At 64.9% G+C, this 15,791-nt stretch carries 2 protein-coding genes; both read left to right on the top strand.

Features of this window, described 5'->3' with window-relative positions:
* Complete coding sequence (locus LOY34_RS17585; RefSeq protein ID WP_195884610.1) at positions 1 to 12,372, top strand: non-ribosomal peptide synthase/polyketide synthase; 12,372 nt, start codon at positions 1 to 3, stop codon at positions 12,370 to 12,372.
* The gene (locus LOY34_RS17580; RefSeq protein ID WP_195884609.1) at positions 12,372 to 15,785 is read left to right on the top strand and encodes a non-ribosomal peptide synthetase; all 3,414 of its coding nucleotides are present in this window, start codon (positions 12,372 to 12,374) and stop codon (positions 15,783 to 15,785) included. The genes LOY34_RS17585 and LOY34_RS17580 overlap by 1 nt, the downstream gene beginning before the upstream one ends.
* The last annotated feature ends 6 nt before the right edge of the window (positions 15,786 to 15,791 follow it).

Below are 15,791 nucleotides of genomic sequence, written 5' to 3'. Positions count from 1 at the left end.
ATGCTTGAGCAACGAATGCTGGCGCTGGCTGAGCGCTTCACCCGTTTTTCCGCTGCTGAACGGCGCGCCTTGCAGGCGCGCATGCTTGAGCAAGGCCTGTCGCTGGAAAGCCTGCCGATTCCCCGGCGCGAAGACCCCAGCGAGGCGACGCCCGCCTCGCATGCCCAGCAACGGATGTGGTTTCTCTGGCAACTGGAGCCGGACTCCACCGCCTATAACCAACTGGCCGTGCTGCGCTTGCGCGGACAGTTGAATGTCGAAAGCCTGCGGCAAAGCTTCGAGGCGCTGGTGACCCGCCATGAAGTCCTGCGCACCCGTTTTGTGCTGCAGGACAGCCAGGTGTTGCAGCAGGTCGAGGCCGTTGCGCGCTTTGAACTGCAACTGCTCGACTTTAGCGGCGAGAACGGCCAGGCACTGGCGGATCAGGAGATTGAACGCCAGGCCCGGCAAGCCTTCGACCTGGAGCAGGGGCCGTTGCTGCGGGCCACGCTGCTCAGGCTGGATGCCGAGCAACATGTGCTGTTGTTCTGCACCCATCACATCGTTTGTGATGCCTGGTCCCTGCCGATTCTGGTCGAAGAAGTGACCCACGGCTATGCGCGCCTGGTCGCGGACGCCGAGCAGGCCGTACCCGCGCCGCTGGCCGTGCAATATGCCGACCATGCACGTTGGCAGCGCCTGTGGCTGGACGCCGGTGAAGCGCAACGGCAACTGGCGTACTGGAAAGCCAACCTTGGAGAGGAGGCGGTCAACCTCGAGCTGCCCCTCGATTACCCACGCCCGGCGTCGCGCAGTGCACGTGGCGCACGGGTGCCGATTGCCTTGTCCGAGAGCCTTGCGCAAGCGGTGCGCGCATTCGCCGCGAGCATGGGCGCGACGCCGTTCATGGTGCTGCTGGCATCGTTTCAGGCGGTGCTGCATCGCTACAGCGGCGCATCGGATATCCGCATTGGCACGCCGATCGCCAATAGGACACGGGCCGAGGTCGAGCCGCTGATCGGTTTTTTCGTCAATACCCAGGTACTGCGGGCACAGGTCGATGGGCAGATGTCGTTCGTCGAGCTGGTGCAGCAGGCCAAGCAGCGCGTGCTCGAGGCCCAGGCCCATCAGGACCTGCCGTTCGAGCACCTGGTCGATGCCTTGCAGCCGCAGCGCAGCCTGAACCAGAGCCCGCTGTTCCAGGTGATGTTCAACCACCAGGTGGCGCAACCGGCGGTTGACCAGTGGCGCCTGCCGGGATTGACCGTCGAGGCGCTCGATCGGGGCAGCGACACGGTGCGTTTCGATCTGACCCTCAACACCGAGGACCAGGGCGGGGTACTCAAGGCGTCGCTGGCCTATGCCTGTGACCTGTTCGAGCCAGCCACCATCGAGCGGCTCGGCGAACACTGGCGTTACCTGCTTGAGCGCTGCCTTGCCGAGCCGCACCAGCGCCTGGCGGAACAGTCGCTGTTCGACGATGCCCAGACTCGTCAGTTGCTCGACGCCTGCAATGACCCGCAAGCCAGCGTCCCGGCTTGCCTGCTGAGCCTGATCGCCGAGCAGGTCGCAACCCGGCCCCAGGCAACCGCGCTGGTGTTTGCCGAGGCGACCTTGAGTTATGCGCAGCTCGACGCCCAGGCCAACCGGCTGGCCCAGCGCCTGCGGGCGTCGGGGGTTGGGCCGGAGGTTCTGGTGGGCATCGCCGTCGAGCGTTCGATGGCGTTGGTCGTGGCCGTGCTTGCCGTGCTCAAGGCCGGTGGCGCCTATGTACCGCTGGACCCTGAGTATCCGCGCGAGCGCCTGGCCTACATGATCGAGGACAGCGGTATTGCCCTGCTGCTGAGCCAGGCGTCGGTGCTCTCGCGCCTGCCCGGCGACCTGCCGTTGCCTGTGCAGTTGCTTGACGATCCGTCCCTGGAGCAGTGCAGCGACCAGCCTTTGCCGATTGTGCAGCAGGCCGAGAACCTCGCCTACCTGATCTATACCTCCGGTTCCACCGGCCGGCCGAAAGCGGCGGGTAATCGCTATGGGGCCTTGAGCGGGCGCTTGCAATGGATGCGCGATACCTATGCCATGAGCCCCGCAGACGCGGTGCTGCAGAAAACCTCAAGCAGTTTTGATGTCTCGGTCTGGGAGCTGTTGCTGCCGTTGACCTGTGGTGCGCCGGTGGTGCTGGCGCAACCGGGCGACCAGCGAGACCCGGAGCGTCTGCTGGCGCTGATCCAGGCTCATCAGGTCAGTACCTTGCACTTTGTTCCCTCGATGCTCCAGGCGTTCATTGAAACCCCTGGGCTTGAAGGCTGTACGTCGTTGCGCAATCTGTTCAGTGGGGGCGAGGCGTTGTCCCGCGAGCTGCAGCACAAGGTGCTGCAACGCCTGCCCCACGTAGCCTTGTACAACCGTTACGGGCCCGTGGAGGCGACCATCAATGCCAGCCACAGCCAACGCGCAACCGCCGGCGATACACGGGTAGGCATTGGCCGGCCGCTGGTTGATACCGCCTTGTATGTGCTCGGTGGCGGTCTTGAGGTGCTGGCCCCGGCGGCCATCGGTGAGCTGTACATCGGCGGCGCGGCGCTGGCGCGTGGTTATCACCGCCGCCCTGGGCTGACGGCCGAGCGCTTTGTCCCCGATCCGTTCGGCCGCCGCCCGGGCGCACGCCTGTACCGCAGCGGTGACCTGGTGCGGCGGGGGGCTGACGGCGAATTGCAGTTTGTTACCCGTATCGATCACCAGGTGAAGATCCGCGGCATGCGTGTCGAACTGGGGGAAATCGAGTCGCAGTTGCTGGCCCTGGTACCGGTGCGCGAAGCGGTGGTGCTGGCCGTTGACGCCAGCCTTGGCAAACAGCTGGTTGCCTACGTGGTCGCCGACGCTGGCACCCCGCCAAGCCAGCTGCGCGAGCAATTGCAGGCAGTGCTGCCGGACTACATGGTGCCCGCGCACGTGGTGCTGCTTGACCAACTGCCCGTGACGGCCAATGGCAAGCTCGACCGCATGGCCTTGCCGCAGCCCGGCCTGGAGCGCGCGCAGGAAGATTATCAGGCACCGGCCAATGAGCTGGAACAGCGCATTGCAACGATCTGGGAGGCGGTGCTCAAGCGCCAGGCCATTGGTCGTCAGGACAACTTCTTCGAGCTCGGTGGCGACTCGATCATCTCCATTCAGGTGGTGAGCCGCGCACGCCAGGCCGGCATTCATTTCACCCCGCGCGATCTGTTCCAGCAGCAGACTGTCCAGGGCCTGGCCAGTGTCGCCCGGTTGGGTGGCGTGCAGCGCTTCGAACAAGCGCCGGTGGTCGGTGAGGTGCCATTGCTGCCGATTGCCCAGGCGTTTTTCGAGCAGTCACTGCATGCCCCTGGGCACTGGAACCAATCGGTCCTGCTGCAACCGCGAGCGCCCTTGCAAGCCGAGCTGCTGGAGCAGGTGCTGCAAGCGCTGGTGGTGCATCACGATGCGCTGCGCTTGAACTTCCAGCGCCAGGCCGACGGTAGCTGGCAGGCCACCTACGGTGCGTTGACGCGCCTGCCAGCGGCATTGCTGTGGCAGGCTGACGTGGCGGATGAGCAGGCCCTGACCGCGCGCTGCAACGAGGTTCAGCGCAGTCTGGACTTGCAGCACGGGCCGCTGCTGCGCGGGTTGCTGGCAACCTTGGCCGATGGCTCGCAGCGGCTGCTGCTGGTGGTTCACCACCTGGCGGTCGATGGTGTGTCGTGGCGCCTGTTGCTCGAGGATATCCAGCAGGCATACCAGCAGCTGATGGCTGGCCAAGCGCTGCGCTTGCAGGACAAGACCAGTTCGCTCAAGGCCTGGAGCGAGCGTTTGCAGGTGCGAGCCCGCGAGCGGCGCATGGACACCGAGCTGGCTTACTGGCGTGAGCAGTTGAGCTGCGCCAACGACTTGCCATGCCGTGACCCGCAGGCGAGCCTGTTGGCCAGTCACGCCCGCAGCGTCCAGACCCGGCTCGACAGCACCGCGACGCGCCAGTTGCTGCAACAGGCGCCTGCTGCCTACCGTACGCAGATCAACGACTTGCTGCTGACGGCCCTGGCCCGTGTCATCAGCCGTTGGACCGGCGACCGGCATACCTTGATCCGCCTCGAAGGCCACGGCCGTGAAGCGCTGTTTGACGATATCGATCTGAGCCGGACCCTGGGCTGGTTTACCAGCGTGTTTGCGCTGCGTCTGACGGCTTGCGACGACCTTGGGCAATCGATCAAGCAGATCAAGGAGCAACTGCGCCAGGTGCCTGACAAGGGCATCGGCTACGGTCTTCTGCGCTATCTGGCCGATGAGCCGACGCGCCTGCAGTTGCGTGGCCTGGCGCAACCGCGGATCACCTTCAACTACCTGGGGCAGTTCGATGCCAGTTTTGCCGATGGGCAAGGCCTGTTTGTCCCCAGTACCGAGGACAAGGGCGAGGAGCGCAGCCCGCAGGCACTGTTGAGCAACTGGCTGACCTTGAACGGCCAGGTCTACGCGGGCGAGCTCAGCCTGGAATGGACTTTCAGCGAGCAGATGTTCGACCGCGCGCAGATGCAGGCGCTGGCCGATGAGTATGCCGACGAGCTGCGCAGCCTGATCAGCCATTGCTGTGATCCACGCCACCGTGGGGTTACCCCGTCCGACTTCGCGCTGGCGCGCTTGAGCCAGGCGCAACTGGACCGGCTGGCGTGCAATGGCGCGGATATCGAGGACCTCTATCCACTGTCGCCGATGCAGCAGGGCATGTTTTTCCACTCCCTCTATGAGCAGGGGTCGGGTGACTATATCAATCAGTTGCGCGTGGATATCCGCGGGCTGGATCTGCAGCGCTTCCGCGATGCCTGGCAGGCGTGCCTGCAGGCCCATGAAGTGCTGCGCAGTGGTTTTATCTGGCCTGACGATGCCGACACGCCTGTGCAAGTGGTGCTCAAACAGGTCGAGCTGCCGTTTGAGGTCCTTGACTGGCGCGGGCGGCCGGGCAGTGCCCAGGACCTGCAGGAACTGGCGGACACTGAGCGCGCACGGGGTTTCGAGCTGAGCTGCGGGCCATTGCTGCGTTTGCTGCTGGTGCGTAGCGGCGAGCATGACTATCACCTGATCCACACCAGTCATCACATCCTGATGGACGGCTGGAGCAGCTCGTTGCTGATGGGCGAAGTGCTCCAGCGTTACCGAGGGCACGCCGTGCCAGCGCGGCCTGGGCGTTATGCCGATTACATCGGCTGGTTGCAGGCGCAGGATGATGCGCGCAGCCGCGTGTTCTGGGAGGCGCAGTTGTCTGACCTCGCCGCGCCGACCCTGCTGGCACCAGCCCTGGCTGGCGCGCACGGGCAGGCCGCTAGCGGTCAGGGCCAGTACCAGGCGAGCCTGACGCCGGCGCAAAGCGCTCGCTTGAGCGAGTTTGCCCGGCAACAGAAAGTCACCCTCAATACCCTGGTACAGGCAGCCTGGCTGGTATTGCTGCAGCGCTATACCGGCCAGACTTCCGTGGCATTGGGTGCCACGGTGGCGGGGCGGCCGGCGGAGCTTGCCGGCATCGAACAGCAGGTTGGCCTGTTCATCAACACCCTGCCGGTCATTGCCAGCCCGGCTGCAGAGCTGAGCGTCGGGCACTGGCTGCAACAGGTCCAGGCGCAGAACGTGGCGCTGCGTGAACATGAGCAGGTGCCGCTGGCCGATATTCAGCGGTGGGCTGGACGGGCGGGCGAGCCGCTGTTCGACAGCATCCTGGTGTTCGAGAACTATCCTATTGCCGATGCGCTGCAACAAGGTGCGCCTGAAGGGCTGCAGTTCGGCGAGGTGCAGATGCAGGAGCAGACGCACTTTGCGCTGACCCTTGCGGTGGGGCTCGGCGAGGTGCTGACCTTGCAGTTCAGCTACGACCGGGCGCTGTGCGATGACACTGCGGTGACGAACCTGTGCGGCCATCTGACCCAACTGCTGCAAGGCTTTGTCGAGCAGGTCGATCAGCCGCTTGGCCAGTTGCCGATGCTGGGTGAACGCGCGCAACGCCAGGTTATCGACGGCTGGAACCATACCGCGCAGCACTATGCCGACTCGCGCTGCGTGCACCAGGTGATTGCCGACCAGGCCCAGCGCACGCCCGCGGCCACTGCCCTGGTCTTCGCCGGTCAGGCCATGTCCTACGCGGCGCTGGAGCTGCAGGCCAACCAATGGGCCCAGCGCCTGGTTGGCGCAGGCGTGGGCCCGGAGGTGCTGGTCGGCATCGCTGCCGAACGCAGCCTGGAAATGGTCGTCGGCTTGCTGGCGGTGCTCAAGGCCGGCGGCGCTTATGTGCCGCTGGACCCCGATTACCCCGCCGAACGCCTGAGCTACATGATCGAGGACAGCGGTATCGGGCTGTTGCTGACCCAGTCGGCACTGCTCGAGCGCTTGAGCCTGCCGGGCAGTCTGCAGACCTTGCTGCTGGACCGGCCCGAGGCACTGACGCCCGCCCAGGGCATGGCGCCAGTGCCGTGCACGCCTGATGCGCAGAACCTGGCCTACGTGATCTATACCTCAGGCTCGACCGGCAAGCCCAAGGGCGCCGGTAACCGCCATGTGGCCCTGAGCAACCGCCTTAACTGGATGCAACAGGCTTACGGCCTGACACCTGACGATGTTGTGCTGCAGAAGACCCCGTTCAGTTTCGACGTCTCGGTCTGGGAGTTCTTCTGGCCGCTGATGTTCGGTGCCCGCCTGGTCATCGCCGAGCCCGGCGATCATCGGGATCCTGCAAGGCTGGTCGCTCTGATCCGCAACCAGGGCGTCAGCACCCTGCATTTTGTGCCGTCCATGTTGCAGGCGTTCATGCAGGACGAGGCGGTGGCCTGTTGTACCTCGCTCAAGCGGATAGTCTGCAGTGGCGAAGCACTGCCGGTGGATGCCCAGGCGCAAGTTTTTGCCCTGTTGCCCGGTGCGGCGCTTTACAACCTGTATGGGCCGACTGAAGCGGCCATCGACGTCACCCACTGGACCTGCCGGGAAGAGCCGGGGGACAGCGTGCCGATCGGTGAGCCGATCGCCAACCTGCAAACCTGGATTCTCGATGCGAGCCTGCAATTGCTGCCGGCGGGGGTGATAGGCGAGCTGTACCTTGGCGGCGAAGGCCTGGCCAGGGGATATCATTTGCGTCCAGGACTGACCGCCGAGCGTTTCGTCGCCAGCCCGTTCGACGCTGCTCAGCGCCTTTACCGCACCGGTGACCTGGCGCGCTACCGTGCCGATGGGGTGATCGAATATGCCGGTCGCATCGACCACCAGGTAAAAATTCGCGGGCTGCGTATCGAGCTGGGCGAAATCGAGGCACGCCTTGTCGAACACGCGTCGGTTCGCGAGGCCGCGGTGCTGGCGGTGGGCGACAACACCGCCCAGCGCCTGGTGGCCTATGTGGTACCGAGCGCGGACTTTGCCAGCGCCCAGGCCGAGCAAGGCGCCTGGCGCCAGGCGCTGGACCAGCACTTGAAGGCAAACCTGCCCGACTACATGGTGCCCGCTCGCATCCAGTTGATCGAGCGGATGCCACTCAGCCCCAACGGCAAACTGGAGCGCAAGGCCCTGCCTGCACCTGACCTGGAACCAAGCCAGCAATACGTGGCACCGGTGGCGGAGCTGGAGCGGCAGATTGCCCAGATCTGGCAAAGCGTGCTCAAGTGCGAGCGCGTCGGTTTGACCGACAACTTTTTCGAACTGGGCGGTGACTCGATCATTTCCATCCAGGTGGTCAGCCGCGCGCGTCAGGCGGGTATCCATTTCACCCCCAAACAGCTGTTCCAGCATCAGACCGTGCAAAGCCTGGCGGCGGTTGCGGCAACCGGCGCCGCGGCCCTTGAGATCGATCAGGGGCCAGCCAGCGGGCGGGTGCAGTTGCTGCCGATCCAGGCGCAGTTCTTCGAACAAGACATGCAGACACGCCAGCACTGGAACCAGTCGGTGCTGCTCAAGCCCGCCGAACGCCTGCAGGCGCCAGCACTGGAGCAGGCCCTGCAAGCGCTGGTGCAGCATCATGACGCGTTGCGCCTGAACTTCAGCGCGGCAGACGGGCAATGGCGGGCCGATTACCGCAGCCTGCAACAACAGGCGCAGCACTGGCGGCACGAAGGGCTGCTGTGGCAGGCAAGCGTGCACGACCAAAGCGAACTGGCCGCAGCCTGTGAACGGGCCCAGTGCAGCCTCGACCTTGCACAGGGGCCGCTGCTCAGAGCGTTGCTGCTCGAGCTGCCTGACCAGCAGCAGCGCTTGCTGCTGGTCATCCACCACCTGGTGGTGGACGGGGTTTCCTGGCGCATCCTCTTTGAGGACCTGCAGGCAGCCTACGCCAGTGCCCTGGCCGGCACTCCCGGCAACCTGCCGGCCAAGACCAGTTCGGTACAGGCCTGGGCGGCACGCTTGCAGCGCTATGCCCAAAGCGAGGCCGTGCGCGGGCAGGTCGACTACTGGCAGGCGCAATTGGCGGTGGCGGGCAGTGCGCTACCCTGCGACGATCCGCACGCCAGCCTGCATAGCCGTTACGCCCACAGCGTGGTCACTCGCCTGGATGCCGGGCTCACCCGGCAATTGCTGCAAGTGGCGCCGAATGCTTACCGCACGCAGGTCAACGATGTGCTCCTGGCGGCGCTGGCGCGGGTCCTCGCGCGCTGGAGCGGGCAGGCCGATACGCTGATCCAGCTGGAAGGGCATGGCCGCGAAGACCTCTTCGATGATATTGACCTGACCCGGTCGGTTGGCTGGTTCACCAGCCTGTTCCCGGTGCGCCTGAGTGCCCGTGATGACCTGGGTGCGACCCTGAAAACCGTCAAGGAGCAGTTGCGCGCGATCCCCGACAAGGGGCTGGGCTATGGCGTGCTCGGCCATTTTGCTGAACCAGGCGATCGCGCCCGGCTCACAGGGCTGGCGGTGCCGCGTATCACGTTCAACTACCTGGGCCAGTTCGACAGCAGTTTCACCGACGACGCGGCACTGTTCACTCCGACTGGTGAGGCGCGGGGGGCCGAGCAGGGCGCCGATGTTCCACTGGCCAACTGGTTGATGCTCAATGGCCGGGTGTTTGATGGCGAGCTGAGTATCGGCTGGACGTTCAGCACGCAAATGTTCGCTGCCTCGACGGTGCAGCGCCTGGCCGATGACTATGAGCAGGAACTGGCAGCGCTGGTCGCCCATTGCTGTGATCCACGCAGCCAGGGCGCCACGCCGTCGGACTTTGCCCTGGCGCAACTGACTCAGGCACAGCTCGATCAGTTGGACCTGAGCGCAGTCGAAGACCTCTATCCGCTGTCACCGATGCAGCAGGGCATGTTGTTCCATGCCCTCGATGGTCGCGAGCAGGGCAGTTACGTCAACCAGATGAGCGTCGAGGTTTTCGGCCTCGATGTAGAGGCTTTTGCCGCCGCCTGGCAGGCCACTGTGCAGGCCCACGACATCCTGCGAACCCGTTTCATCTGGCAGGGCGTTGGCGCACGCCCCTTGCAGGCAGTGCAAGCATCGGTGGAGGTGCCCTTTACCGTTCTTGACTGGCGTCAGCGTGCCGACCTGGACGAGGCGCTGGGCGCGCTGGCGGCCAGTGAGCGCAAGCGCGGTTTCGACCTGGGCTGCGCGCCGTTGCTGCGCCTGCATGTGGTGCACTGCGACGGGCAACGCTACCAGCTGATCTACACCAGCCACCATATCCTTATGGACGGTTGGAGCAATTCACAACTGATGGGGGAGGTGCTGCAACGCTATCGTGGCGAGCAACCGGCTGCGCTGCACGGCCGTTACCGTGACTATATCCAGTGGCTGCAGGCTCAGGACGAGCAGGCCAGTGAAGCGTTCTGGAAAGCGCAACTGCAGGACCTGGCCGGCCCCACCCGGCTGGCCGCAAGCACGGCACATGACGCTGGCAACCGCCATCAGCGCGAGTACCGGCACGTGCTGGAAGGCTCGCGCAGCCAACGCTTGCATGGGTTTGCCCGCGAGCAGAAGGTGACCTTCAACACCCTGGTTCAGGCCGCCTGGGCACTGTTGCTGCAGAGTTATAGCGGCCAGCAAACGGTCGTGTTCGGTGCCACGGTAGCCGGACGTCCGGTCGAACTGCCTGATGCCGAACGCCAGATGGGGTTGTTCATCAATACCCTGCCGGTTGCCACCACGCCGCGCCCGGAGCAAAGCGTCGGCAGCTTCCTGCAGGCGCTGCAGGCGAAAAACCTGAGCCTGCGCGAGCATGAACATACCCCGCTGTTCGACATTCAACGCTGGGCCGGGCACAGCGCTGAATCGCTGTTCGACAACATTCTGGTGTTCGAGAACTACCCGGTGTCGCAGGCCCTGGAGCAGGGCGCAACTCAGGACTTGCGTTTCGGCCGGCTCAACAGCCACGAGCAAACGCACTACCCGCTGACCTTGCTGGTTTCGACGGGCGAGGAACTGGTGCTGCAGTTCAACTATGCCTGTGCGTTGTTCAGCGATGCCCAGATCGAGCGTATCGCCACCCACCTGGACAACCTGCTCGAGCAACTCTGCCAGGCGCCGCAGCGGGCCCTCGGCGAGTTGGATATGCTAACCGGCAACGAGCGCGGGCTGCTGCTCGAAACCTGCAACAGCAATACCCTGGCCTTTGCTCACCAGCGCTGTATCCATCAGCATATCGAAGCGCAGGCCGCGCGCAGGGCTGACGCAACGGCATTGATCGACGGTCAGGCGCACATCAGTTATGCCCAGTTGAACCAGCGGGCCAATCTTCTGGCCTGTGCCTTGATCGAGCTTGGCGTGGGCCCCGAGGTGCGGGTCGGCGTGGCGATGCCGCGCTCGAGTGAAATGCTGGTGGCCTTGCTGGCGGTGCTCAAGGCAGGTGGTGCGTATGTGCCGCTGGACCCCGACTACCCGGCCGAGCGTGTGGCCTACATGCTTGAAGACAGTCGCGCCCGTGTCCTGCTGAGCCAGCAGCAGGTGCTGGAGCACCTCAGCGTGCCCGCCAGCGTTCAGGTCGTGCCGGTGGAGTGTGGCTATGGCGAGCAGGCGGCGACCACGCCTGGCAACCCGCAGACAGCGGTCTCGGCGCAGAACCTGGCGTATGTCATCTATACCTCCGGCTCCACCGGCAAACCCAAGGGCGTGGCGATTACCCATCGCAACGTCGGCGCACTGATTCAGTGGTCGCAGCAGGTTTACAGCCAGGAAGATATCCAGGGTGTGCTGGCGTCGACGTCGATCTGCTTCGACCTGTCGGTGTGGGAGCTGTTCGTCACCCTGGCCAATGGCGGTCAGGTGATCATGGCGCGCAATGCCCTGGAGCTGCCGACGCTGGCGGCCCGCGAGCGGGTACGTTTGCTCAACAGTGTGCCCTCGGCAGTCGCGGCCCTGCAGCGTGCCGGGCAGATTCCGCCGGGCGTGCGCATTGTCAACCTGGCCGGCGAGCCGCTCAGGCAGGCGCTGGTGGAGCAGCTGTATGCCAGCGGCACCATCGAGCACGTCTACGACCTGTACGGACCGTCGGAAGACACCACCTACTCGACCTGGACGCGCCGTCACCCTGGCGGCACACCGAGTATCGGCCGGCCGTTGGCCAACACCCGCGCCTACGTCGTCGATGGCCGCTTGCAGCCGACCGCCCTTGGGGTGGCCGGTGAGTTGCTGCTGGCCGGCGACGGGGTTACCCGTGGCTACCTGCTGCGCCCGGGTCTTACCGCCGAGAAATTCGTGCCGGATCCCTTCGGCGTGCCCGGCGCCCGCCTGTACCGCAGCGGTGACCTGGTGCGCTACCGCGACGACGGCGAGCTTGAGTACATCGGCCGCCTGGATCATCAGGTCAAGATCCGCGGGTTCCGCATCGAGCTGGGCGAAGTCGAAGCACGCCTGCAGGCCCTGGCCCAGGTGCGCGAGGCCGCGGTACTGGCGCTGCAGGGGGCGCGGGGCGCACACCTGGTGGCCTACCTGGTGGTGGATGGCGACCTCGCGCCAAGCGCCTACGCCCAGGCCGGCGAAGCCATCAGGCACGCGCTGCGAGCCGACCTGCCCGACTACATGATTCCAGCCCACGTGCTGTTCCTTGAACAGTTGCCGCTGACCCCCAACGGCAAACTTGACCGCAAGGCGCTGCCGGCAGTCGACAGCCAGGTTGGCAGCAGCGAATTCATTGCGCCAGGCACTGAGCTGGCCTGCCAGGTGGCGCAGATCTGGCAGCAGGTGCTGCAGGTCGAGCGGATTGGCATGAACGATAACTTCTTCGAGATGGGCGGTCACTCCTTGCTGGTGGTGAGCGTCGTGTCGCGAATTCAACTTGAGCTTGGTATGAAACTGACAGCGCAAACGGTTTTTCAATTCCCGGTCCTCGGCGCCTTGGTCGCCGAGCTGGAACAGAGCGGGTCTTCGCTGAACAGTGACAAACTCAGCAGGCTCGATGCGTTGCTCGACGAAATGGAGGCCATCTGATGGATCAGCAGGTCGCCTTGAAGATTGCTCAGCGTTTCATTCTTCTGCCGCTGGAAAAACGCCGGCTGTACCTGGAAAAAATGCAGGCAGAGGGCATCTCGCCCGCCAACCTGCCGATACCGCGGGTGAGCGACGAGTTCGAACAACTGCCACTGTCTTTTGCCCAGGAGCGCCAGTGGTTTCTCTGGCAACTGGACCCTGACAGCGCCGCCTACCACATCCCCACCGCGCTGCGTCTACGTGGCCCGCTGGACATCGCCAGCCTGCAGCAGGCCTTCGACCTGCTGGGCGCGCGGCATGCCACATTGCGCACGCGGTTTATCCAGAACGCCCAAGGTGGCACTTGCCAGGTCATTGATGCCCAGGCCAATTTGCGCATTGCGGTGCAGCCGTTGAATGTGCCGCCGGGGCAGTCGGCCGAGCAGGCGCTCAGGCAGTTCATCCGCGCCGAAACCGCGCAGCTGTTTGACTTGCGCCAGGGGCCCTTGTTGCGGATCAAGCTGCTGACCCTGGGCAACGACGATCACGTGCTGGTGTTGACCCAGCATCACATCGTCTCGGATGCGCGCTCCATGCAGGTCATGGTCGAGGAGCTGGTGGCCCTGTACAGCGCCCGCTTGCAAGGACAGCCTTGCAGCCTGCCGGCAGTGGCGCTGCAGTACAGTGACTATGCGATCTGGCAGCGCCACTGGATGCAAGCGGGTGAGCGCGAACGCCAACTGGCCTACTGGCTTGAACAACTGGGCGATCAGCAACCGGTGCTGGCGCTGCCCACCGACCGGCCGCGCCCGGCCAGCAGGAGCTTTCGCGGTGCACGTGTGGAGATACAGCTGGACAGCGACCTGAGCCAGGCACTGCAAGGGCTGGCGCGGCAACAGGGTGCAACGCTGTTCATGCTGTTACTGGCGTCGTTCCAGGCGCTGCTGGCGCGCTATAGCGGCGAGCGGGATATTCGCGTCGGAGTACCTGTGGCCAACCGCAACCGCCCGGAAACCGAGCGCTTGATCGGCTTTTTCGTCAATACCCAGGTGCTGCGTGCCGAGGTTGACGGGCACCTGCGTTTCAGTGAGCTACTCGCCCAGGTTCGCGAGCGGGCGCTGGGCGCCCAGGCGCACCAGGACCTGCCCTTCGAACAACTGGTTGAAGCCCTGCACCCGGAGCGCAGCCTGAGCCATAGCCCGTTGTTCCAGGTGATGTTCAATCACCGCAGCGACACCCCGGGCGCAGCGCCTCAGGCCGCGCTGGCCCTGCAGGTCGAGGCGGTTGGCCAGGACAGCCAGGATGCACAGTTCGACCTCACCCTGACCACCCATGAATCCGCGCAAGGCATTGGCGCCAGCCTCAACTACGCTACGGACCTGTTCGACGCGGCCACCATCGAGCGGATGCTCGGGCATTGGCAAGCGTTGCTGCGGGCGGTGGCCGCTGACCCGCAGGCACGTCTGGGCCAGCTGGCGTTGCTCGACCCGGCGCAACAGCAGTCAACGCTGCGCTGCTGGAACCCGGCGCCGCAACAGTTCCCTGTGCGCCACTGCATCCATGAACTGTTCGAAGCCCAGGTCGAACGCAACCCGGATGCGCTGGCGGTGTCGCGCGGTGAGCAGTGCTTGAGTTACGGCCAGCTCAACAACAGCGCCAACCAGCTAGCCCATCGGCTGATTGCCATGGGGGTGGGGGCCGATGTCCGGGTGGGCCTGGCGGCGACCCGCGACCTGCCGATGATCGTCGGCCTGCTGGCCATCCTCAAGGCCGGTGGCGCCTATGTTCCGCTCGACCCCAACTACCCGCAGGACCGCCTGGCCTACATGATGCAGGACAGCGGCATGTCGATGTTGCTGGCGCAGGAGCAATTGCTGGCGCAGCTGCCGGTGCCGGAAGACGTACCAACCCTGCTGCTGGAGGTGGCGGATGACGGTGATTGCAGCAACCCGCAGCTCACGCTCGACCCGGACAACCTGGCCTATGTGATCTACACCTCGGGCTCGACCGGGCTACCGAAGGGCACCTTGCTGGCGCATGCCAACGTCGTGCGTCTGTTCGCGGCCACCGAGCAGTGGTTCGCCTTCAACAGTGCCGATGTGTGGAGCCTGTTTCACTCATTCGCCTTCGATTTCTCGGTGTGGGAAATCTTTGGTGCCTTGCTGCACGGCGGCCGGCTGGCCATGGTCGACCAGGACACTGCCCGCTCGCCCGAGGCGTTCCTGGCGCTGCTGCAGCGCGAGCGGGTCACGGTGCTCAACCAGACCCCCTCGGCGTTCAAGGTGCTGGCCCAGGTTGCCTGCGCCGCGCCCGCCGGGACGCTGGACCTGGCCTTGCGCTATGTGGTGTTTGGCGGCGAGAACCTCGAGGTCAGCAGCCTGGCGCCGTGGTTCGAGCGCTTTGGTGACGAGGCACCGCGCCTGATCAACATGTATGGCATCACCGAGACCACGGTGCACGTGACCTATCGGCCGTTGTCCAGGGCTGATCTGGGCAGTGCCCAGGGCAGCCCCATTGGCGAACCGATTGGCGACTTGTCCTGGTACGTGCTCGATGGCGACCTCAACCCGGTACCTCACGGCTGTGTGGGTGAGTTGTATGTCGGGCGCGCGGGGCTGGCCCGTGGCTATTTGAATCGCGGTGGTTTGAGTGCCAGCCGCTTTGTTCCCGATCCGTTCGGCAACCCCGGCGGGCGTCTCTATCGCACTGGAGACCTGGCGCGCTTCACCGCCAGCGGCACGGTCGAGTATGCCGGGCGTGCCGACCACCAGGTGAAGATCCGTGGTTTTCGCATTGAGCTGGGGGAGGTCCAGGAGCGTTTGCAAACCCTGGCAGAGGTCGACCAGGCCCTGGTGCTGGCGCACCAGGGCGTGGCCGGGCAACAACTGGTGGCCTACCTGATCGCTTCGCGCGCGGACATCGCCCTGGCCAGCGCCGAGGATCAAGCTCAGGCTGTGGAGCGTTTGCGCGGCTTGTTGTTGCAGGCGCTGCCCGAGTACATGGTGCCGACCCACATGGTCTTCCTCGCGGCGTGGCCGTTGACCGCCAACGGCAAGCTTGATCGCAAGGCCCTGCCGACGCCGGGCCAATTGCAGGGATCACGCCGCTATCGCGCCCCGCAGAGCGCGCTCGAGTTGCAACTGGCAGCGGTCTGGCAAGAGGTACTGCAGGTGCCCCAGGTTGGCCTCGACGATGACTTCTTCAGCCTTGGCGGGCACTCGCTGCTGGCCACCCAGGTGATTGTCCGCATCCGTGAGCAGGTGAACCTCGAAGTGCCGTTGCGTGAATTGTTTCAGGCCCGCGACTTCAAGGCTTTCTGTGCGCTGGTGGCAACGCTTCAGGCGCAGAGCTCGCCGCTGGAAGACGAATTGGCTAAATCTCTGCAGGCCCTCAAACGTTTAACTGGAGATGAACTTGAAAAGCTAATTTCCTAATGAGGG

Origin of the sequence: Pseudomonas sp. B21-009 (genome assembly GCF_024749345.1) — a bacterium.
Classification (GTDB): domain Bacteria; phylum Pseudomonadota; class Gammaproteobacteria; order Pseudomonadales; family Pseudomonadaceae; genus Aquipseudomonas.
Note: the sequence above shows the minus strand (reverse complement) of the source record. Positions and strands in the feature narration are given on the sequence as shown.